Origin of the sequence: Corallococcus sp. AB030 (assembly GCF_003668965.1) — a bacterium.
Taxonomy (GTDB): Bacteria; Myxococcota; Myxococcia; order Myxococcales; family Myxococcaceae; genus Corallococcus; species Corallococcus exiguus.
The window spans coordinates 1-21002 of record NZ_RAWQ01000107.1; the positions used below are offsets into that span (position 1 = coordinate 1).

Below are 21002 nucleotides of genomic sequence, written 5' to 3' on the forward strand. Positions count from 1 at the left end.
GTGTTGGCGAACGCGGTGGTGGCGGCGAAGAGGGCGGCGACGATGACGGTCTTCATGGATGGCTCCGGGGACGACACGCCGACGCGGAATTGCATCGGTTGATGCCATGACCCTTGAGCACTCGCCGTGCCAGCACCGGTTTTGAGCAACTTCGCGGGGTTCTCCAGGTAGGAGCGGATCCGCCATGGGGAGAAACTCCTCAGTTGCGATTGCAACAATGGGTGCAAGCTCCCCAGGCAGGCGCACGTTGCTTTGACGGCAACGACGCTCTTCTGCAAGCTGCACCGCAACCTTCCGTTCCGAGCACCACGCGCCGGGACATGAAGGGGAGCATGAAGCCCGGACGTCCTCGTCGTGCATGTCGCGCGGCCAGGTGTCGGGAGAGATGGCGTATGCGGCACCTGCTGGTGGCATGGAGTGTGGCGTGGCTGGGAGTGGGATGCGCCGCGACCATTCCCCCCGAGCGCCTCCAGGCCCAGGTGTTGGAGACGGAGCGCTGGCAGCGCGAGTTCCAGTCCGAGCGCGAGCGCACCGAGGCCCTGGCGGCGAAGCTGGCGGCGCTGGAGTCCGCGCTGGAAGAGCTGGCGCAGGAGCGCGCGGAGGCGGAGCAGGCGCGAGCGGAGGCGGAGCAGGCGCGAGCGACCGCCACGGAAGAGCTGGCGCGGCTGGAGACGGAGCGCCACTCGCTGGAGGAGCACAACGCGCAGCTGTTGGCGCGGCAGCGCGAGCTGGCGGCGCTGCACGAAGAGCTGTCGGACGTCTGGTACGAGTCCGCGCTGGAGCGCGCGCGGCGGCGCACCCAGCCGCCCCTGCCGGGTGCCACCTCCACCGAGGCAGCCAGGCCGGTGCCGTGAGTTTCGCGTGGGCGTCCGTGACGGGACGCCCGCTGGTTCTTCCTCTGTCGACCCAAGGAGCGTCCCCGTGGCGATGAACTCGCGGACCCCCATCCGTGGATACCGCGCGGGTTTCTTCTTCGTGGTGATGCTCCTGTCGGGCGTCACCGGCTTCATGCTCCTGACGGAGGTGCGCACCGGGCGTCAGGTGGACGCGCTGGTACTGGAGGCCCTGGAGCGCGCGAGCCTCATCGGCCGCATCCGCGTGGACGTGATGGCGCTGGAGTCCGCCATCGAAGCGCACGTGCGCTCCAGCGGCGACGCCGAGCGCAAGGAAGCCGACGCGGTGATGGAGGACATCCTGGGCAGCATCCGCCAGTCCTCGGAGGCGTACATGCGCCACCTGCCGCCCGGCGAGAAGGAGATCTGGCTGCGCTTCAACGGCGCGTGCCAGGGGCTGGCGGATCAGGTGCGCGCGGCGGCGGTGTTCTCACGGCAGCGCGACGCGGAGCGCGCCCGACGCCACCTGGTGGAGAGCATCCGTCCCCTGGCTGCGGAGGTGGACCAGCTGGCGGGACAGCTGGCCACGGAGAACGCGTCCGACGCGCGCGTGCTGGTGGGGCGGCTGGGCACGCTGCGGGTGCGCAACACGGCACTGGGCGCGGCCACCACGCTGCTGGCCATCCTGCTGTCCATGCTGGTGGGCTGGCACATCATCTCCCTGCTCAAGCGCCAGGACGCCACCATCCAGGGCCAGTTGGAGGAGCTGGGGCGGCACAACCAGGAGCTGGATGCGTTCACCCGGCGCGTGGCGCACGACCTGATGGGCCCGCTGTCCCCGCTCAAGGGCTACCTGACGCTCATCCGGCGCTCCGGCGCGGTGAAGGACCCGGGCGCGCTGGAGATGATTTCGCAGTGCGAATCCAGCGCGGTGCGCATGGGGGAGCTCATTGAAGCGCTGCTGCGCTTCTGCCGCGCGGGCACCCGGGGCGACGGGACGATGGGGGAATTGGACACGGCGGTGAGCACGCTGCTGTTGGAGGTGAGTCAGACGGCGACGGCGCTGGGCGTGTCGCTGGAGCGCGAGCTGGAGCCGGGCGTGCTGGTGGATTGTCCGGCGCAGCTGCTCCAGGTGGTGGCGCGCAACCTCTTGTCCAACGCGGTGAAATACACGGCGGGGAGGCCGGATCCGCGCGTGAAGGTGCGGGTGGCGACGGAGGGGACGGACGCGGTGGTGGAGGTGACGGACAACGGGCTGGGGATGAGCCCGGCGACGCAGGCGTCGCTGTTCCAGCCGTTCTTCCGCGCCGCGGAGGTGCGGGGCATTCCGGGGCACGGCCTGGGGCTGGCCACCACCCGGCGCGTGGTGGAGGCGCACGGCGGCACGCTCACGGTTCATTCAGAAGAGGGCAAGGGCACGCGGATCCGCGTGCGGTTCGCACGAGTGGCGCGCACTCCGGCGCCGCTTGTGGTGGAGTCCGACGCCCACTCCATCCGCAAGGCCTCATGAGCACCTCCCGAATCCTCGTCGTCGATGATGATCCGCATGCGCGGGACCTGCTCCAGCGCCTGCTGGGCGTGCTGGGGCCGGTGACGCAGGCGCCGGACCCCAAGGGCGCGGCGGAGCGGATGGGTGAGCAGTCCTTCGACCTGGTGCTCACGGACATGGCCATGCCCGACCCGGGCGACGGCCTGAAGGTGCTCCAGACGGTGAAGTCGAACCTGCCGGACACGCCGGTGATTGTCGTGACGGCGTTCGGCAACATCGAGGGCGCGCTGGACAGCATCCAGTTGGGCGCCTTCGACTACCTGTCCAAGCCGTTCGACGTGGACGCCATCATGCGGGTGGCGAAGCGCGCGCTGGAGCAGAAGCGGCTGGTGGAGGAGAACCGCACGCTGCGCAAGCAGGTGGAGCGCACGTCGCTGGTGGGCCGCAGCCCGGCGCTGCTGGAGGTCTACAAGCAGGTGGCCCGCGCGGCGACCAGCAACGTGCCGGTGCTGATTACGGGTGAGACGGGCACGGGCAAGGAGATGGTGGCGCGGGCGCTGCACAAGCGCTCGGCGCGCGCGTCGGGGCCGTTCATCCCGGTGGACTGCGGCGCCATCACCGAGTCGCTGATGGAGAGCGAGCTGTTCGGCCACGCGAAGGGCAGCTTCACGGGGGCGTCGGGCGCGCGGCGCGGCCTGTTCGAGGAGGCCAGCGGCGGCACGCTGTTCCTGGATGAGATTGGCGACGTGGGGATGAAGGTCCAGTCGCAGCTCTTGCGCGTGCTCCAGGAGGGGGAGATCCGCCGCGTGGGCGAGAGCGTCCCGGTGAAGGTGGACGTGCGGGTGCTGGCGGCGACGAACAAGGATTTGAAGGCGCGGGTGGTGGAGGGGCTGTTCCGCGAGGACCTGCTGTACCGGCTGGACGTGGTGCACCTGCACCTGCCGCCGCTGCGCGAGCGGCGCGAGGACATCCCGGCGTTGGTGGAGCACTTCGCGTCGCTGCACGCGAGGGGCGGGGTGCGGCCGGTGGTGACGGCGGACGCGATGGCGCGGCTCACGGTGTACGACTGGCCGGGCAACGTGCGGCAGTTGGAGAACGTGATGGCGCGGGCGCTCGCGCTGAACGTGACGGGCGTGCTGGGGCCGCCGGACTTCCCGGAGCCCATCGGTGACGCGCCCAAGCGGCTGACGGGACTCGCGGGGGATTTGCCGAGCCTCGCGGAGCTGTCGAGGCGCTACGCGGCGCACGTGCTCCAGCACGTGGGGGGCAACAAGAGCGAAGCGGCGCGCCTGTTGGGCGTGGACCGCAAGACGCTCTACAAGCTCCTGGAGGCGCCGGAGTCGCCTGAAGGGATTCCGCCCGCGGAGGGGCGGAGTTGATCCGCGGCGGCGCTTTCCGCCGTTCGTGGCAATCGCCGTTCAGGGCGCAAGCCCTGCCCACCCACGCGCTTCCGCGCGCAGGAGATCGCACCTGAGCCGACGTTGAGGATGTCAGCGGGGACCCGTACCGTTGCGGCCCGTATGCGCCGCCGCTGGTTCCCCCTCGGACTCCCCCTGTTGTTCTTCGCGTGCGCTCCGGTGGAGCCCCCCGTGCCCGCCGCACCGGTGGACGCGGGCACCGTGACAGCACAGGCCCCCGTGCCCGAGGCGGAGGCCGTGCCCATGGAGTCCGCGCAGGCACTCCACTCCGCATGGCAGGCCACCGCGCCTGAGCCCGCTGATGACGGTGGTGTCACGCATGCGGCTGCTCCCGCGCTGCTGGTCGTCATGGAGGATCAGGAGGACGAGGACGCGGGCAGTGCGCTCTCTCTGGCGCAATCCATCTCCGTTGGCGCGAACACCGGAGCCCTTCCGGGCGAAGAGGAGCCGCAGGTCATCACCGAGTCCGAGGTCCCCGTGCTGGAGCTGGGGCCGGACGGCGAGCCGTTGATCGACGCGGACGACGACGCCACCGCGACCGATGCGGAGGCCCTCGCGCAAGCGCTCGACGGCGGGAGCGCTCCGGGTTCGCCTGACATCGCCATGGGCTCCGACCCGAACGCGCCTGTCGCGAACGCGGGGACAGACATCCACGGTCCGCCCCCGGCAACGCCCATCACGGGGGCCGACGGTGACGAGGACACGGTCGCGGAAGCACCGCTCACGGAAGTCGACGCGGGCATGGAGCCCTATGCCATCCCGTACGCGCCGGACGCGGGGTCGCTGCGTGTGCGCCGCTCCATCGCGGTGCGCTCCGAGCCCCGGCAGGACTCACCTTCGCTGGGCACCGTGGCCCAGGACATGCGCGTGAAGTGGCAGGGCGCGATGCGCGGGCCGGACTGCGAAACCTGGGTGCAACTGCAACCGCGTGGCTGGGTCTGCGAGCGCTACCTGGAACAGAACTTCCGCGAGCCCCGCGTCCGCCCGCTGCCCCGAGTGGAAGAGGGCGCGCTCACCCCCGGCGTCTACGCGCGCGTGGTGGGCCACCGCGTGCGCGCCTATCCGAGCCTTGCTCTCGCCCGCCGGAAGAAGCAGGGCGTGCTGCTCAAGGGCTCCGTCACCGTGAAGCTCCTGGGTCAGGTGAAGGTCGGCCGGCGCACCTTCTGGCGCACCTCCGACGGTCAGTACTTCGAGGCGCGCGTGCTGCGCGAGCACCGCCCCTCCGACTTCAGCGGCCTGGACGCGGAGGCGCTCGCGTCCCTGCCCATGCCCTTCGGCTGGGCCCAGTCCCGCGCCGCGCCTCGCACGGACGTGGTGGTGCGCAAGGCCCCGGACGCGCGAGCGGAGCGAGAGACGACCCTCCCGCCGCGCACGCTCGTCTCCGTGCGAGAGCTGTCCCCCGACGGCCAGTGGGTCCGCATCGCCGAGGACCACTGGGTGGCGCGCGACGACCTGCACGTCGCGTGGTCGCTGGCGTCACCGTCCATCGTGGAGCCTGGAGCGCGCTGGCTGGACGTGGACCTGGAGTCCCAGACGCTCATCGCCTACGAGGGCGACCGCCCCGTCTACGCCACGCTCATCTCCTCCGGCAAACCCGGCACGGACACGCCAGAAGGTCTCTTCCGCATCTGGGTGAAGTTCGCGGAAGCAGACATGACGGGCAGCATGGGCAAGGCCAGCTACCGCGTGGCCACCGTGCCGTGGACCATGTTCTTCGAGGGCGACTTCGCCCTGCACACCGCCTACTGGCACGACCGCTTCGGCGAACCCGTGAGCCACGGCTGCATCAACCTGGCCCCCAAGGACGCGCGAGCCCTCTACGGATGGACGACGCCGGAAGTGCCCACCGGCTGGTCCATGGCCCACGCGATGCCGGACGACCCCGGCACCTGGGTGCGCATCCGAGGACAGGCCCACGAGGCGCCGAAGAAGCGCCGCAAGGGCGCCCCCGTCGTCGCCACCGTGCGCGACCTCTAGCCGCCCAGCACGGACACCGTGACGCGGCGGCGGTGCGGTGATGTGCGGTGCTCCCAGACGTAGACGCCCTGCCACGTGCCCAGGTCCGCCTCGCCGTCCTTCACCGGGATGCTCAGGGACAGCTGCGTCAGCACCGTGCGCACGTGCGCGGGCATGTCGTCCGGCCCCTCCGCGTCGTGCTGGAACAGCGGATCCCCGTCCTTCACCAGCCGGGAGAAGAACGCCTCCAGGTCGCGCTGGACGACGGGGTCCGCGTTCTCGCCGATGATCAGCGACGCGCTGGTGTGGTGCAGGAACACCGTGCACAGGCCCTCGCGGATGCCCGTGCCCTTCACCGCCTGCTGCACCTCACCGGTGATGTCCACCAGGCCTCGGCCTCGCGTGGACACCGTCAGCTCCTTCGCCTGATACACGCGAAACCCTCCGTGTCCCGCGGGTCAGCGCCCGTCCAGCTGCTTCACGAGGAACGCCGCCAGCTGCTCCAGCTCCTCGGTGATGATGGTGTGCCCGCCGTCGAACGGCAGGAACTCCACCGGCAGCCCCGCGCCCGTCAGCAGGTCGCGCAGGCGCTCGCCCTCCTGGAAGGGCAGCACCGGATCCTGCCGGCCGTGCCCCTGGAACACCGGCAGGGATGGCCGGCCCCGGACCTTGGGCTCCCACTCCTTGCCGGCGACCATGGCCCCGGACAGCAGACACAGGCCGGCGGGGCACTCCTCCAGCCGCAGCGCCACGTCCGTGGACATCATCGCGCCCTGGCTGAAGCCTCCCAGCACCACGCGGTTCAGTGGCACCTGAAGCGCCGCCACCACGCTCATCAACGCCCGGCGCGCGGCGGGCATCCCCGGCGGCACGGTCTGGGAGTACTGCGGCCAGTCCCGTCCCTGGCCCATCAGGATGGCCATGGGGATTTCAAACCACGCGCGGCCCCCAGGCATGCCCAGGGCGTCCAGTGACAGCAACGCCTCCGGGAAGACGAACCGCACGCCCTGCGCCAGGCGGGGCGCGGCCATCATCAGCTCGGGCGCCAGCGCCACCAGGTCCGTGCCGGGCGCGCCGAAGCCGTGGCTCAACACCACCACCAGCTCCGGCGTCGCGCCCTCGGGGAGCGCGTCCACCACGTGGCAGTCCAGCTCACCCAGCTTCGTGCGCACGTGGCGCGGACGGAGGCTCACGGCTGCGTGTCGCTGATGGTGATGTGCTTGATGCTCACGTCCGTGAACGGCCGGTCCTGCCGGTTGCGCTCCACGCCGGCGATCTTCTGCACCACGTCGTAGCCCTTCACCGTCTCACCGAAGATGGTGTGCTTACCCTTGAGGAACTGCGGCTTGGACGTGGTGATGAAGAACTGGCTGCCGTTGGTGCCCGGGCCCGCGTTGGCCATGGCCAGCAGGCCCTCCTTGTCGAAGTCCCGGTTGCTCTTGAACTCGTCCCCGAAGCGGTAGCCCGGGTCGCCCCGGCCGGTGCCCGTGGGGTCGCCGCCCTGGATCATGAAGTCCGGGATGACGCGGTGGAAGAGGACGCCGTCGTAGAGCGGCTTGCCCTCCTCGCGCTCACCCGTCTTGGGGTTGATCCACGGCTGCTCGCCCGTGGCCAGGCCCACGAAGTTCGCCACCGTCTTGGGCGCGTCCTTGGAGAAGAGCTTGATGACGACGGTGCCTTCGCTCGTCTCCATCGTGGCCCAGAGGTCCTGGCCCTCCAGGGCCTTCTTCTGGAAGCCCTTCGCGGAGGCCGCGTCCGTCTGCAGGCTCACCGTGCGAGGGGCCGGTTGTGCTGCGGGGGCCTTCGCCGCGGGCGGCTGCTCCTTGTCCTTGGAGCACGCGGTCAGGGCGAGGCAGAGGAGTCCAGCGGTCAGGAATCGGGTGCGCATGGGGCGGGCATCCTAGCGGCTTTCGACCCGGCTCCAGCGTGTTAAAGAGGGTCTCTACTCCCGGAGGTTTCCCCTGTGACAACCGGACAGGAATGGCTGGTTGACGCGAGCGGCTGCGCGCCGGAGCGGCTCAAGGACGCGGCCGCGCTGGCGGCACTCTTCGAGGAGCTGGTCGTCCTGATGGACCTGAAGGTCGTGGGCCAGCCGCAGTGGCACGTCTTCCCGGAGCCCGGCGGCGTCACCGGCCTGGCGCTCCTGGCCGAAAGCCACCTGACCGTCCACACCTTCCCGGAGCATGGCTTCGCCGCGCTCAACGTCTACTGCTGCCGCACCCGCGCGCGTCCGGACTTCGCCGCGCTGGCGGCGAAGCATCTGGGCGCCACGTCGTGCCGCGTGCGCGAGCTGTCGAGAGGGGTGGAGGCGTGACGCAGGGGGCGTGTCCGTCGTGTGGCGCGAGCGTGGAGTTCTCCGCCGGGTCGGCGCAGGTCGTGGTGTGCGGCCACTGCCAGACAATGGTGGCCCGCGTGGGCGCGGAGCTGGAGGACCACGGCCGCGTGGCCCGCATCGTGGAGACGGACTCTCCGCTGCGCCTGGGGCTGGAGGGCCGCGTCAACGGCACCTCGTATCAAATCGTGGGACACCTCCAGAAGGACCACGGCGCCGGCCCCTGGGACGAGTGGTACGTGGAGATGGCCGACGGCCGCACCGGCTGGCTCAGCGAGTCCGAGGGCGCCTTCCACCTGCTCTCCGACGCGGGCGTGGAGGAGGGCATCGAGCTGGAGCACCTCCACCCCGGTGACCGCCTGCGCCTGCGCAACCGCCCGCTGGTGGTGGAGGAGCGCGGCCACGGGCGCGTCGTCGCCGCGGAGGGACAGCTCCCCAGCGACGTGGATCCAGAGGCGGACAGCTACTACGTGGACGCCACCGGCCCGCGCGGCCTGTTCGTCACGCTGGACTTCGGCAGGCGCGACCGCGACCCGGAGGTCTTCCTGGGGCAGCGGCTGGAGCTCAAGCAACTGGGCATCCCCGCGGGCGAGCTGCGTCCTCGCGTGCGCAAGGCCCAGCTCCAGCAGGCGCGCTGCACCAATTGCAATGGCCCGCTGGAGCTGCGCGCGCCGGACCAGGCGATGCGCGTGGCGTGCCCGTACTGCGGCGCGCTGATGAGCGTGACGCAGGGCAAGCTGGCCTTCCTCAAGCTGCTCCAGAAGCCGGAGCTGCCGGCGGCCATCGCCCTGGGGCAGAAGGGCACGCTCGACGGCACGGACTGGATCTGCATCGGCTACCAGGAGCGCTCGTGCGTGGTGGAGGGCACGCGCTACCCGTGGATGGAGTACCTGCTCTACAACGCGGCGCGCGGCTTCACCTGGCTGATGGAGTCCAACGGCCACTGGGTGTTCCTGACGCCCATGGCCGCCGGTGACGCGAGCGTCGTGCCGCAGGTGTCCGCCTTCTACGAACGCCGCCGCTACAAGGCCTTCCAGTCCGTCACCGCCGTCACCGACGCGGTGGTGGGCGAGTTCTACTGGAAGGTCTTCCAGGGCGAGAAGGCGCGCGCCACGGAGTACGTCGCGCCGCCGTACTCGGTGAACGAGGACGCCACCGACAACGAGGTCACGTACACGCATGGCGAGTACCTCTCCCCGGAGAAGGTGCGCGACGCGTTCAAGCTGAAGGAGCCGCTGCCCAGGCCCCGGGGCATCGCGCCCAGCCAGCCCAACCTGCGCCGCGAGTCGATGATGCGCACGCTGCGCTGGTCCGCGGTGTGGCTCCTGGGCCTGTTCGCCCTGGCGGGTCTGCTCCACGCGCGCGCGCTCAACGCGCGGGTGCTGGACCTGCGGGTGACGCTGCCCCGGACCGCGACCTCCGGCTCCCCGGACGCCATGCACTTCAGCGAGCCCTTCGAGCTTCTGCGGGACGGCAACGTGCGGGCGGAGATCCACATGTCGCAGTCGCTCGACAACTCCTGGGTGGGCGTGCAGGGCGACCTGGTGAACCAGGACACGCAGGACGTGGTGAGCTTCTACGAAGAGGTGAGCTACTACCACGGGCGCGACAGCGACGGCTCCTGGAGCGAGGGCGGGCAGAATGGCAGCGTGTTCCTGTCGTCGCTGCCCAAGGGGAAGTACGTGCTGCGGACGACCACGTCGTTCGACCCGAACCTGAAGCTCACGGGCCCCTCCCTGGGGCCGGTGCTCAGCTACCAGGTGCTGCTCACGCACGACACGCCCAACGAGAGCTGGTTCGTCATTGCGCTGGTGTTGCTGCTGGTGATTCCGGCGCTGTCGTTCTTCGGCGCCCACAGCTTCGAAACCGAGCGCTGGAAGGAAAGCAACCTGTAGTGCGCGGGCTGGGAGGTGGACGATGAAGTACCTGGGCGGACTGGTGCTCGTGGCGTATGCGTGGGCCACCTATACGGGCTGGGCCCCATTCAGTGACGAGGAGCGCGGGCGGGTGACCGGCGACGTGAAGCGCGGTCCCGGCGGCGTGCTGCTGTGGACCGGTGGATTCATGGGAGGCAAGTGATGCTGTTGCTCGGAGTGGTGGTCACCCTGCAGGGAGTGCTGGCGAGCGTCATCTATTCGCTCATCGGCCTGGTGGTGTTCGTGGCCGGCTTCTACGTCATCCGCCTCATCCTGCCGTACGACGTGCACAAGGAAATCGAGGTCGACCAGAACACCGCCCTGGGCATCGTCATCGGCTCGTTCATCCTGGGCCTGGCCATCATCATCGCGGCGGCCATCAGCGGCTGAAACACGTGACGCTTTGAACAAGACGCTGCTCTTCCTCACCGTCCTCGTCATCGCGACGTGCGGGCTCATCTACGAGCTCATCGTCGGGACGCTCGCCAGCTATCTGCTGGGGGACAGCATCACCCAGTTCTCCACCGTCATTGGCGGCTACCTCTTCGCCATGGGCATTGGCAGCTACCTGTCGCGCTTCGTGGAGCGCGGGGTGGCCCAGCGATTCGTGGAGATAGAGCTGGCCGTGGCCCTGGTCGGCGGGCTGTGCGCGCCGATGCTGTTCCTCACCTTCACGCTCACCAGCGTGTTCCCCGTGGTGCTGTACGGCAGCGTGCTGCTCATCGGCACGTTGGTGGGGCTGGAGATTCCCCTCCTGCTGCGCATCCTGCAGGACCAGCTCAAGTTCAAGGACCTGGTCAGCCAGGTGCTGACGTTCGACTACCTGGGCGCGCTCGCGGCCAGCGTGGCCTTCCCGCTGCTGTTGGTGCCGAAGCTGGGGCTGGTGCGCACGTCGCTGCTCTTCGGCCTGCTCAACGCGGGCGTGGGGCTGTGGAGCACGTGGCTGCTCGCGCCCGTGCTGGCCAACCCCGTGCGCCTGCGCATCAAGGCGGTGGCGTTGTGCGCGGGGCTGCTGGTGTGCTTCGCGATGGGGGACCGGCTCACCACGTTCTACGAGGACCAGCTCTACGCGGATGACGTCGTCCACGCCACGAGCTCCCCCTACCAGCGCATCATCGTCACGCGCGGCAAGCGGGGCTTCTCGCTGTTCCTCAACGGCAACCTCCAGTTCGCCAGCATCGACGAGTACCGCTACCACGAGTCCCTGGTGCACCCGGCCATGGTGCGCGCGCAGAAGGTGGAGCACGTGCTCATCCTGGGCGGCGGGGACGGGCTCGCGGCGCGCGAGGTGCTGAAGTATCCGGACGTGAAGTCCGTCACGCTGGTGGACCTGGACCCCGCCATCACCGGGCTCGCCACGAACTACGCGGAGCTGGCGGCGCTCAACCACCACTCCATGACGCACCCGAAGATGCGCGTCATCAACACGGACGCCATGCAGTTCCTGGCCGAGGGCGCCAACGCCTGGGACGTCGTCATCGTGGACTTCCCGGACCCCAACAACTTCGCGCTGGGGAAGCTGTACACGACGGGCTTCTACAAGATTTTGAAGAGGCACCTGTCGCCGGGCGGCGTGGCGGTCATCCAGAGCACGAGCCCGCTGTTCGCGCGGCGCTCGTTCTGGTGCGTGGAGACCACGTTGAAGGCCGCGGGCTTCTGGACGCAGCCATACCACGCGCTGGTGCCGTCCTTCGGTGAGTGGGGCTACGTGCTGGTGGCGCAGGACCGGCCCGGCCGCTACCGCCCGCTGCCGGAGGGGCTGGCGTTCCTGGACGAGGACACGCTGGAGGGGCTCACGCGCTTCTCCCCGGACATGTCCCCGCTGCCGGCGGAGGTGAACCGGCTGAACAACCAGGTGCTGGTGCACTACTACGAAGAGGAGTGGCGCCGGTGGAACTGACGCGGCGCGAGCTGGTGGCCGCGTTCCTGGGCGCCTCCGTGGCGAGCGCCTGTACGCGGCAGGCCGCTCGCGCGCCGGTGCCGGGCGCCATCGTGGACCGGGCGGTGGATACCGGTCACAAGTTGCGCACAGGGCCGCTGCCGCGCGCGCAGGACTTCGAGCCGGTGGGCGTGTTGATTGTCGGCGCGGGCGCGGCAGGGCTGTCCGCCGCGTGGCGCCTGTCCGCCGCGGGCGTGAAGGACCTGCGCGTGGTGGAGCTGGAGACGGAGGCCGGGGGCACGTCCCGCTCGGGCCGCAACGCCGTGTCCGCGTTCCCGTGGGGCGCGCACTACCTGCCGTCCCCCCTGGAGGACAAAGGGCCGGTGATGCGCCTCTTGCGAGAGATGGACGCCGTCACCGGCGTGGACGCGGAAGGCCATCCGTCGTTCGCGGAGGAGCTGCTCATCCAGGAGCCCGACGAGCGCGTCTTCTACAGGGGCCACTGGTACGAAGGGCTGTACCTGCGCGCGGGCGCGAGCCCGGAGGACCTGGCGGAGCTGGAGCGCTTCGATGCGCGGATGAACACCTTCGCCGCCGCGCGCGACGCGAAGGGGCGCAAGGCGTTCGCGGTGCCAGTGGCGCTCTCCAGCGACGACGCGGAGTGGACCGCGCTGGACGCGCTGAGCATGGCGCAGTGGATGGCGGCGGAGGGCTTCCGCTCGCCCCGGCTGAAGTGGTTCGTCGACTACGCGTGCCGCGACGACTACGGCACCACCTCCGAGCACGTCTCCGCCTGGGCAGGCATCTGGTACTTCGCCGCGCGGCAGAACGGGAAGGGTGAGCGCAGCGACGGCTTCCTCTCCTGGCCCGAGGGCAACGGCCGGCTGGTGAAGCAGCTGGCGTCGTCGCTGGGTCCGCGTCAGCTGGAGACGCAGGTGCTGGTGCACACGGTGGAGCCGGGAGAGGACGGCTGCCGCGTGCACGCGCTGGATGCGCGCACCGGGGCGCCCCGGGCCTTTCGTGCGCGGCAGGTGGTGCTGGCGTGCCCGCGCTTCGTCGCCGCGCACGTGGTGGCGCCGTGGCGCGAGGCGCGACCCGCGTGGATGGACGCCTTCGTCTACAGCCCGTGGGTGGTGGCGAACCTGACGGTGTCCGCGCCACCGGCGTCTCGGGGCTTCCCGCTGGCCTGGGACAACGTCTTCTACGAGAGCCGGAGCCTGGGCTACGTGGTGGCTACGCACCAGTCGCTGCGCCAGGACTCGCGCGGGCCCACGGTGCTCACCTGGTACCTGCCGATGGCCGGCGCGGACGTGAAGGCGGAGCGCAATCAGGCCCTCTCCGCGACGTACGGGGACTGGGAGGCGCTGGTGATGGCGGACCTGTTGCCGGCGCACCCCGGGGTGGGCGCGCTCGCGCAGCGGCTGGAGGTGCAACGCTGGGGTCACGCCATGGTGCGGCCCCAGCCGGGCTTCCTCTGGGGCGAAGCTCGCCGCGCCGCGCAACAGAGCCTGGGGCGGCACCTGCACTTCGCGCACACGGACCTGGGCGGCATGGCCCTCTTCGAAGAGGCCAACTGGTTCGGCGTTCAGGCCGCGGAGCGGGCCCTGGCGGGAATGGGGCTCAAGAGCGCCAGTTGGTTGTAGCCATTGGAAGCGGGAGGGAAGGGCACATGAAGGACAGTCGCTTCAGCCGGGCGGAGTTCCTCGGACTCACCAGCCTGCTCGCGGGCTCCACGCTGTTCCCGACCCGGAGCCAGGCGGCTCCGGACGGAGGCACGCCGTCCCTGCGCACCGTCAAGTCGCCGGGGCTCGCGGGCGTCCCCGCCGCGGAGGCGGCCCCCAAGCCCGTCTCGCAAGCCGAGTATGAACAGCTGCGCAAGGGCTGCACCGCGTCGCTGCCGGTGGCCTCCACGTCCGACGACGGCGCGGAGTACGTGCGCATTGGCGAGTGGATGCAGCGCCAGAAGCTGACCAGCGACTTCTATGGCAACGGCGACTTCGTGCAGGCCTTCGAGAAGAAGCTCGCGGACCTGCTGGGCTTCGAGGACGCGTGCTTCATGCCCACGGGCACCATGGCGCAGCTCATCGCGCTGCGCATCTACGCGGATGCGAGCAACGTGCGCACGGTGGGCGTGCACCCGTCGTCGCACCACGTGCTGCATGAAGACGACGCCTATTCCGTGCTGCACCAGCTGCGCGCGGTGAACCTGGGCCCGTGGACGCGGCCGCTGCTGGCGGAGGATGTGACCGGTGCTCGCGACACGCTGGGAAGTGTCAGCGTGGAGCTGCCGGTGCGCTGGCTGGGCGGGCAGCTCCAGACGTGGGAGCAGCTCCAGGAGCTCAAGCGCACGTGTCGCGACAAGAAGGTGAAGCTGCACATGGACGGCGCGCGGCTGTGGGAGAGCCAGCCCTTCTACGGCCGCTCCTACGCGGACATCTGCAAGGGCTTCGACTCCGTCTACGTGTCTTTCTACAAGATGGTGGGCGGCATCGGCGGCGCGATGCTGGTGGGCAACCGCGACTTCATCAAGGAGTCGCGCGTGTGGCGCCACCGGCACGGCGGCAACCTGTTCCACCTGGCCCCGCTGGTGGCCTCCGCCGCCATGCGCTTCGACGCGGCGCTGACCGCCATCCCCGGCTACGTGAAGCGCGCGAAGGCGCTCACCACGCTCATCGCGGCGGACTCCCGCGTCACCGTGCTGCCGCAGCCCGTGCAGACGAACATGTTCCACGTGTTCCTGCGTGGCTCACCCCAGGTGTACAGCCGCCAGCGCGACCGCATCGCGCGCGAGGACCGGGTCTGGGTGGCGGGAGGCTTCGGACGGACGCGCGTGCCCGGCGTCGTGTCCACGGAGCTGCAGGTGAGCGAGGGGCTGGGCTCCATCAGCGACGCCGACGCGGCCCGGGCCTTCCTGCGCCTGCTGGAGGCGGCCTGATACCTGGCCGCCTGCCGTGACGTCGGGTGTCAAAGTCAGACACCCGGCGTGTGAAACACAGCCTTGCAGTGCGTCAGGCCGCCTTCTTGATGCTGTACTGCGGCTCCTGCTCCTGGGCCTTCAGGAAGAACTCCGAGTCGAGCAGCATCACGATGCGGCCCTTGTCGTCATGGAACGCGATGGGGCCGTGCGCGGTGAAGTGCACGAGCGACTCCTCCAGCGCGGTGGTGGCGGGATGCTCGGCGCCCAGCGGCTCGAACTCGTAGTCGCCCGCGCGGGTGATGCCCAGGCGGTCCTGCGTCGAGCCGGAGAGGATGAAGATCTCCGCCGGTCCCAGGTGCTTGTGCGGCGCGAAGACGGCGCCCTTCTCCATCTTCAGGATGGCGCTCCACACACCCGTCTCCGCGCTCACGCGCAGCAGGCGGTAGGACGTTCCAGGCCCGAGCGGCTTCCACTCGAGGTCCGAGGTGTGAACCAGTCCATTCATCATCGCCGTTCCGGACATGACAGCCTCCTCGCTCAGCCCTGCGTCTGTGTGTCTTCAACCATGATAACGCCCAGGAAGGAAAACCTTGCAAGTTAGTCTCACGTGTCGGGTTGTTGTCTTTAAACCGCCCCTTTGTCTCAGGAAGATTCCACGGCGGCTGTTCGCGAACGCCGCTGCTGGTCGCATTTTCTGATCAGGCAGCAAGCATCCGGTGATTGTGGACCCATGTGGAAACCCGCAGGGTGGCTCACCGGCGATTGAGGCGGGCCTGCGCCAGCCGGTGGAACGAGCGCGAGTCAGATGTGTCGTCGCGGGGGACCGCGCGATAGAGCCCCCGGGCCGCTTCCGTCAGCCCGAAGGACTCCGCGAGCCGGGCCTTCACGTAGAGCAGGCCCGCGTTTGCCGGAGTGTCCGCGCCGCCCAGGTCCATGGCGTCGTCCACCAGCTTTCGTGCCTCCACCAGCTTGCCGGACTCCGCCAGCAGCGCGGCGAGCAGGGCGGTGGGCGTCGTGTCTCCTTCCGCGCCCAGGCGCACGGCCTTCTGGGCCCACGCGATGTCCTCGGGCCTCACCCGGCCGCGGTACAGCGCCGCCCAGGCCAGGGTCCGGTACGCATCAGCCCCCCCGCCTCCCAGGTCCATCAGCTCGCGCGTGGCTTCGTCCAGCCTCGCCCAGTTGCCCAGGTTCAGGGAGGCCAGCATCAGTGACTCGAAGCCAAGGCTGTCCGTGTGCAGCAGCCCGAGCCGGCTCTCGGACACCTGGCGCAGCTCCGCCCACCGGCCGCTCTCAGAGAGCATCTCGCGCTTGAGCCAGAAGGCATCCGCGGATTGCGGTACGTCCGAGCGCACCTCGTCCAGGATGACCTCGGCGTTCGGGCTCTGGCCGTTCGCCCGCGTGGCCACCGCCAGCGCCATCATCAGCCGGTGCCGCTCCTGGCCCGACGCGTACTGCGCCTGGGCCCGCAGCGCGGCGAGGACGCGCGCGTCCCCCGTGCTCGCGCCCAGGTAGGCGCATGCGGCGCGCAGGTGCGTCACGCCCTCCGCTCCGGAGAAGCCCCGCAGCGTGTTCGCGAAGGAGGCCAGGGGGGACAGGCCCGTCGGCTCCACCGCGCGGGTGTCCGCCACGGCCCATTCAATCCACACCAGGGCCTGCTTGAGCTTGCCGGCATCCAGCCATCGCAGCGCCTCCGCTCCCAGCGGGCGCGGATCCGTCACCGAGCCCAGCAGGCGCAGCTGGTTGCTCTCATTCACGATGTACCAGGCGTCCTCGTACACCTGTGCGCCCAGCAGGAACTTCAGCCGCACCCGGTAGCCGATCTTCTCCTGTCCCTCCACCTTGAGGTCGAGCGCGGCCACCGCGAGGTCCGCCATGGAGGACTCGCCCACGGTGTCCAGGGAGGTCCGTGAGAAGCGCGAGGCCTGGGCCTGGAGCAGCTCCAGCTTGCGGTCCAGCGTGCTGTCCTCGCGGTCGCGGTTGGACAGCAAGGGGCGGATGGTGGCCTTGAAGTCCTTCGCGTCGCGCGCCGTCCAGGCCGCCTTGACGATGCGGCGCACCAGCGCCTCCGGCCCCTTCTCCTCCTTCGCGTTCTTGCCGTCGCGGGCGTTCTTCGCCAGCTCCAGCTGGAACTGGCGGTCCGGGTCGTAGGCGCCCTTGAGCGCCGCCTCGAAGAGCTTCACCGCGTCACCGGCCCGGCCCCGCGTGAGCAGGTGATTGCCCGCGAGCGCCAGCGCCTGGCGGCGCGCGTCCGGCCCCTCGAACTCGAGGTCCGCCGCCGCGATGGCCTCCGGGATGCCCTGGCGTTCCGCCGTGGTCATCACCAGCACCTTCGTCCGCAGGTCGGAGGGCGCGGCCTTGCGCGCGGTCTCCAGCGCCTCGGCGGTGGCGCCCGAGCGGAACAGGGCCGCGATGAGCCGGTCGTCCACGTCCTGTGCGTGCAGGTCATCGCGCAGGTGGCGCCAGGTGGCCACCGCCTCGGCGAGAGGCGCGCCCCGGCCGAAGCGCTCGCCCTCGCGGTTGTGCTCCAGCAGGTCCGCCAGGAGCACGTTCGCGGAGATGTTGTCCGGCTCCAGCGCGATGGCCTTGCGGCACGCCGCCACCGCGCCCTCCAGGTCCGCGCCCGGCAGCATCGGCTGTCCCTGCGGGTCGTGCTGCAGGATCCACGCGAGCACGTGGTGGACCAGCGGCGAGGACGGCTGCTGCTCCACGGCCCGGCGCGCCTCGATGCGGGCCTGCTCGCCAAAGCCCAACCGCAAGAGCGTGCCGGCGTAGCGCGCGCGCACCTGCGCCGAATCCGCGCGCGACGTGAGCCGCTTCTCGTAGAGGTCCAGGCCGTCCTTCACCCGCCCCGCCTCCACCAGCCGGGCGCCCCGGTCCTCGAACTCCACCTCCATCGGTGCCCGGTGCGCGAACGTGGCCAGCGCCGTGCGGAAGGCCGTCACCTCGTCCGGCGTGTAGCGGCGCTTCACGGTGTCGAAGCGGAAGGTGGCGCTGAGGCCGCCGTCGGACTCGCGCGTGTAGGCCAGCGCGAGCGTGGCGGGCCCCAGGGACAGCGTCTCGTCGCGGGGGACGGTCCGCACGCCGAAGCCCTGGGGCGGGCGCAGGCGGTAGCGCACCTCCGCGCGGTAGGCCACCGGGAGCACCAGGTCCGCCTTGCGCTTCGAGGGCAGGGCGGGCTTGCGGCCCAGTTCGTCCGGCAGCAGCTCCCGTACGTCGTCCAGTGAGTCCGGCAGCCAGGCCAGGGGCGAGTCGAGCCGCAGGGGGACGCGCACGCCGCGCCAGCCCGTGGTGGCGAAGCGCGCGGACGCGACGTCCAGCTCCAGCCGGAAGGGGCCGGTGCCCTCCTCCAGCGACGTGTGCTTCAGGCCCTCCAGGGTGCCCTGGTACTGCGCGGTGGCGAGCGCCTCCAGGTTGCGGCGCAGGTCGTCCGGGCGCACCGCGCGCAGCAGGCGGCGGTACTGCACCGCCAGCGAGCCCGACAGCTCGCGCGTCTCCTTCACGCGGGCCGGGCCCTCGTCGGACAGCTCCACGGTGCGGGTGAAGAGGGCGGTATTCGCCGAAGGGGGCGCCTCGTCGATGACGGTGAGCCCCTGGGTGTCCTGCGCGGCCACCAGCGCGTGACGTCCCTGAAGCTCCGGGGCGAGCATCCCGGCCTCCGCGCCTGGATCCGTGGGGTCGATCCACAGGGCGGGCGTCCCGGGAACGTGGACGATGGCGTGATTGAAGAAGCCCATGCCCGGAAGCTCAGGCACGTCCTCGCGCCCGGAGCGCACCAACGCCACGTGGGCGGGGATGCCCGCGCCGCGCAGCAGGCCCACGAGCAGCGTGGACATCTCCTTGCAGTCGCCGTACTGGCGCGCGAGCACCTGCTTCGGCGGAGCGGGAACGATGGCGGCGGCGCCGAACTCCAGGCCCGTGTAGCGCACCGACTCTCGCACCTCCTCCAGCAGCCGCTGCGCCACGACGCGACGGTCCTTGGAGCCCTTCGCGAGCGCGCGGGCCCGGGCCTGGAGCGACGAGCCATCCAGCTGTTCCTCGACGATGGTGTCATAGGCCCGGGCCACCTCGTTCCAGGAGCGGCCCGTGGAGAAGGCCACGTGCGGCTGGAAGGCCTGGGCCGCGGGCATGTCCGCTTCCAGCGCCGTCACGGCGGCGTAGGGGCCGCCCTCGAAGCTCAGCCGCTTGCGGTCGGACTGGTGCTGCGGCAGCGGCTCCAGCGGCAGCCCCTGGACGCGCAGCGCGAGCTGGGTGCTGGGGGCCACGTCGATGGCCAGGCGCACCTTGCGCACGGGCACAGGGCTGGCGAAGTAGAAGTGCGTGACGACGCCCGCGTCGAAGAACGCCTGCGTGTCCTCCACCACCGACTCCATCTCCACGATGCTGCCGGGCCGCAGCGAGGGGAGCGGCGCGCGCAACGCGCGGGTGTCGCTGTAGACGTCCGGCGCCGAGTCCTCCACGGGCGCGTCGTGCAACGTCCCTTCATCCAGCGGGTGCTCCTTCCCATCCGGCGTGATGACGCGGGCGCGGAGGACGGGGCGCTGCTGGCGCCAGGGGGACCACTCGGCGCGGGCCTCGGCCCACTGGCGCACGCCCGCGGCGGTGAGGATGCGGAAGACGTTGCGGTGGGTGGTGCGCCAGCGGTGGGGCCCCAGCTCCTGGTAGTTCCCTTCCCGCAGCAGGACCTCCACGTCACCGCCCCCCGCCGGCGCGGGCAGCTTCGCGGCGCTGGTGGCCATGGCGGAGGCGGAAGCCGTGAAGGCCGGCCCTTCCCAGGGCAAGGCGCGCTCGGCGCCCAGGGCGGGAAGTGAGGCGAGGAGCAGGCAGAGCAGCGTGGAGGACGTCACATTCCGGCGGGCCGGAACCGGTGAGGCATTGCGCATGGGCGTGGGAGCGCGCCCTTCCAGACGGGGACCGGTGGAAAGGAGGGCGCGGGGCGCAAAGCCTAACGAATCGCGCGTACGGAATGACACGCACGCGCCGTCTTGGCCGTGAGCGGCTTCCATCTCAATGACTGCTCAGATGCAAGGGATTGGTTGAATACCGGGTAAGTCAGGTGGGTGTGCCAGGACCGGGGAGGACCGGAGAATGCGCTAATCTCCCGGTCCCGATGCCCCGTCTCCTTTCGCCCGCGCAGGCCTGGCTGTTCGGCCCTGGCGCGGACCTCTCCGTGTTCGCCGGCAGCGCTCTTGTGTCCGTGGTCTTCGTGCTGGCCGCGCCGTGGCTGGGAGCGGTGGGGGACACGCCCGCGTGGGCGTGGCTCCTGTTCGTGGTGGGCGTGGACGTGGCGCACGTCTGGTCCACGCTGTTCCGCACGTACCTGGACGGCGACGAGGTGTCGCGCCGCCCGGGCCTCTACGTGGGCGCGCCGCTCGCCGCGTACACGGCGGGTGTCTTCGCGTACATGGTGTCTCCCGGCGCGTTCTGGAGCCTGTTCGCGTACGTGGCGCTGTTCCACTTCATCCGCCAGCAGTACGGCTGGATGGCGCTCTACGACCGCAAGGCGCGCGTGTCCGCCTTCGAGCGGCGCCTGGATGCCGCGGCCATCTACGCCGCCACGCTGGGCCCCGTCGTGTGGTGGCACGCGAACCTGCCTCGCTCGTTCTGGTGGTTCGTGGAGAACGACTTCATCTCCGGCCTCCCGCGGTGGATGGGCACCGCGGCGCTGGGCGCGCACGCGGCGGTGCTCACGCTGTGGGCGGGCTTCCAGTGCTTGCGCATCGCGCGGGGTGAAGGCGTGCAGGCCGGCAAGATGCTGCTGGTCGTGGCCACGTGGGTGGCGTGGTTCGGCGGCATCGTGCTCGCGCGGGACGACTTCGCGTTCACGGTGATGAACGTGGTGCTGCACGGCGTGCCGTACTTCGCGCTGCTGTTCCGCTACGCGCGCGGGCGCCACGCGGAAGGGGGCTTCGGCGAATTGGGCGTGCTCCTGCGTGCGGGGCTGCCGGGCTTCCTGCTGTTCCTCGCGGGACTGGCGCTCTTGGAAGAAGGGTTGTGGGACGTGCTGGTGTGGCACGACCGCCCGGTGTTGTTCGGCGACAGTGGTCCCGTCCTGGAGGCGGATGTGCTGGCGCTCGTGGTGCCGCTGCTTGCGCTGCCGCAGGCCACGCACTACGTGCTGGACGCCTTCATCTGGAAGGCAGGGAAGGAGCCCGAGTTGCTGGTCCGGCTCGGCTGGGCACGGGCGGGGCAGGGGCCCTCAAACGTCAGCCAGGCGCACAAGGTGGTAGCCATTCCCGGAGGGGGTGAATAGAGCTAGTGGGTC

At 70.5% G+C, this 21002-nt stretch carries 17 protein-coding genes; 12 read left to right on the forward strand and 5 right to left on the reverse strand.

The annotated features are described in order from the left end of the window. Positions 1–392 precede the first annotated feature (392 nt). From D7Y15_RS24060 to D7Y15_RS24075, 4 genes are all read left to right on the forward strand, one after another. Entirely contained in the window at positions 393–854 is a 462-nt protein-coding gene (locus D7Y15_RS24060) for a hypothetical protein (RefSeq protein WP_121754065.1), read from the forward strand. Between the two features lie 73 nt (positions 855–927). Then, complete coding sequence (locus D7Y15_RS24065; protein WP_120577370.1) at positions 928–2343, forward strand: ATP-binding protein; 1416 nt, start codon at positions 928–930, stop codon at positions 2341–2343. After that, positions 2340–3701, forward strand: coding sequence for a sigma-54 dependent transcriptional regulator (locus D7Y15_RS24070; protein ID WP_120577371.1), 1362 nt, complete (start codon positions 2340–2342; stop codon positions 3699–3701). Before D7Y15_RS24065 ends, D7Y15_RS24070 begins: the two co-directional genes overlap by 4 nt. Before the next feature lie 210 nt (positions 3702–3911). Continuing rightward, a complete protein-coding gene (locus tag D7Y15_RS24075; RefSeq protein ID WP_368667405.1) occupies positions 3912–5717 on the forward strand; it encodes a L,D-transpeptidase family protein in 1806 nt (601 codons plus the stop codon). Here the strand turns inward: D7Y15_RS24075 and D7Y15_RS24080 are convergent. From D7Y15_RS24080 to D7Y15_RS24090, 3 genes are read right to left on the reverse strand one after another with little or no spacing between them, the layout of a single operon-like run. After that, positions 5714–6130: a secondary thiamine-phosphate synthase enzyme YjbQ gene (locus tag D7Y15_RS24080; protein ID WP_120577374.1), complete on the reverse strand. Its 417-nt coding sequence runs from the start codon at positions 6128–6130 to the stop codon at positions 5714–5716. The genes D7Y15_RS24075 and D7Y15_RS24080 overlap by 4 nt on opposite strands. A gap of 24 nt (positions 6131–6154) precedes the next feature. Further along, positions 6155–6889 (reverse strand): alpha/beta hydrolase, encoded by a 735-nt coding sequence (locus D7Y15_RS24085; RefSeq protein WP_120577375.1) that lies wholly within the window; start codon positions 6887–6889, stop codon positions 6155–6157. Then, positions 6886–7584, reverse strand: coding sequence for a peptidylprolyl isomerase (locus D7Y15_RS24090; RefSeq protein WP_120577376.1), 699 nt, complete (start codon positions 7582–7584; stop codon positions 6886–6888). Before D7Y15_RS24090 ends, D7Y15_RS24085 begins: the two co-directional genes overlap by 4 nt. Positions 7585–7659: 75 nt before the next feature. Here D7Y15_RS24090 and speD point away from each other — a divergent pair, with 75 nt between their 5' ends. Genes speD through D7Y15_RS24120 form a run of 7 tightly spaced genes read left to right on the forward strand, consistent with a single transcriptional unit; the run spans position 7660 to position 14758 of the window. Next, complete coding sequence (speD, locus tag D7Y15_RS24095; RefSeq protein WP_120577377.1) at positions 7660–8010, forward strand: adenosylmethionine decarboxylase; 351 nt, start codon at positions 7660–7662, stop codon at positions 8008–8010. After that, positions 8007–9923: a DUF4178 domain-containing protein gene (locus D7Y15_RS24100; RefSeq protein ID WP_120577378.1), complete on the forward strand. Its 1917-nt coding sequence runs from the start codon at positions 8007–8009 to the stop codon at positions 9921–9923. Before speD ends, D7Y15_RS24100 begins: the two co-directional genes overlap by 4 nt. A gap of 22 nt (positions 9924–9945) precedes the next feature. Then, positions 9946–10107, forward strand: coding sequence for a hypothetical protein (locus D7Y15_RS45335; RefSeq protein WP_014393983.1), 162 nt, complete (start codon positions 9946–9948; stop codon positions 10105–10107). Further along, positions 10107–10334 carry a DUF350 domain-containing protein gene (locus tag D7Y15_RS24105; RefSeq protein WP_014393984.1) on the forward strand — a complete coding sequence of 76 codons (228 nt, stop codon included), beginning with the start codon at positions 10107–10109 and terminating at the stop codon, positions 10332–10334. Before D7Y15_RS45335 ends, D7Y15_RS24105 begins: the two co-directional genes overlap by 1 nt. A 13-nt stretch (positions 10335–10347) precedes the next feature. Beyond that, positions 10348–11844 (forward strand): polyamine aminopropyltransferase, encoded by a 1497-nt coding sequence (locus D7Y15_RS24110; RefSeq protein WP_121754066.1) that lies wholly within the window; start codon positions 10348–10350, stop codon positions 11842–11844. Further along, positions 11835–13466, forward strand: coding sequence for an FAD-dependent oxidoreductase (locus D7Y15_RS24115; RefSeq protein WP_199745979.1), 1632 nt, complete (start codon positions 11835–11837; stop codon positions 13464–13466). The genes D7Y15_RS24110 and D7Y15_RS24115 overlap by 10 nt, the downstream gene beginning before the upstream one ends. 26 nt (positions 13467–13492) lie before the next feature. Then, on the forward strand, positions 13493–14758 hold the full coding sequence (locus D7Y15_RS24120) for a low specificity L-threonine aldolase (protein ID WP_121754068.1): 1266 nt from the start codon (positions 13493–13495) through the stop codon (positions 14756–14758). Between the two features lie 73 nt (positions 14759–14831). Here D7Y15_RS24120 and D7Y15_RS24125 read toward each other — a convergent pair whose 3' ends face one another. Further along, complete coding sequence (locus tag D7Y15_RS24125; protein ID WP_121754069.1) at positions 14832–15263, reverse strand: cupin domain-containing protein; 432 nt, start codon at positions 15261–15263, stop codon at positions 14832–14834. A 229-nt stretch (positions 15264–15492) separates the two neighbouring features. Continuing rightward, positions 15493–19620 (reverse strand): DUF3857 and transglutaminase domain-containing protein, encoded by a 4128-nt coding sequence (locus D7Y15_RS24130; RefSeq protein WP_158629100.1) that lies wholly within the window; start codon positions 19618–19620, stop codon positions 15493–15495. Positions 19621–19847: 227 nt separating this feature from the next. Here D7Y15_RS24130 and D7Y15_RS24135 point away from each other — a divergent pair, with 227 nt between their 5' ends. Continuing rightward, on the forward strand, positions 19848–20990 hold the full coding sequence (locus D7Y15_RS24135; RefSeq protein WP_121754071.1) for a hypothetical protein: 1143 nt from the start codon (positions 19848–19850) through the stop codon (positions 20988–20990). Positions 20991–21002: the final 12 nt, after the last annotated feature.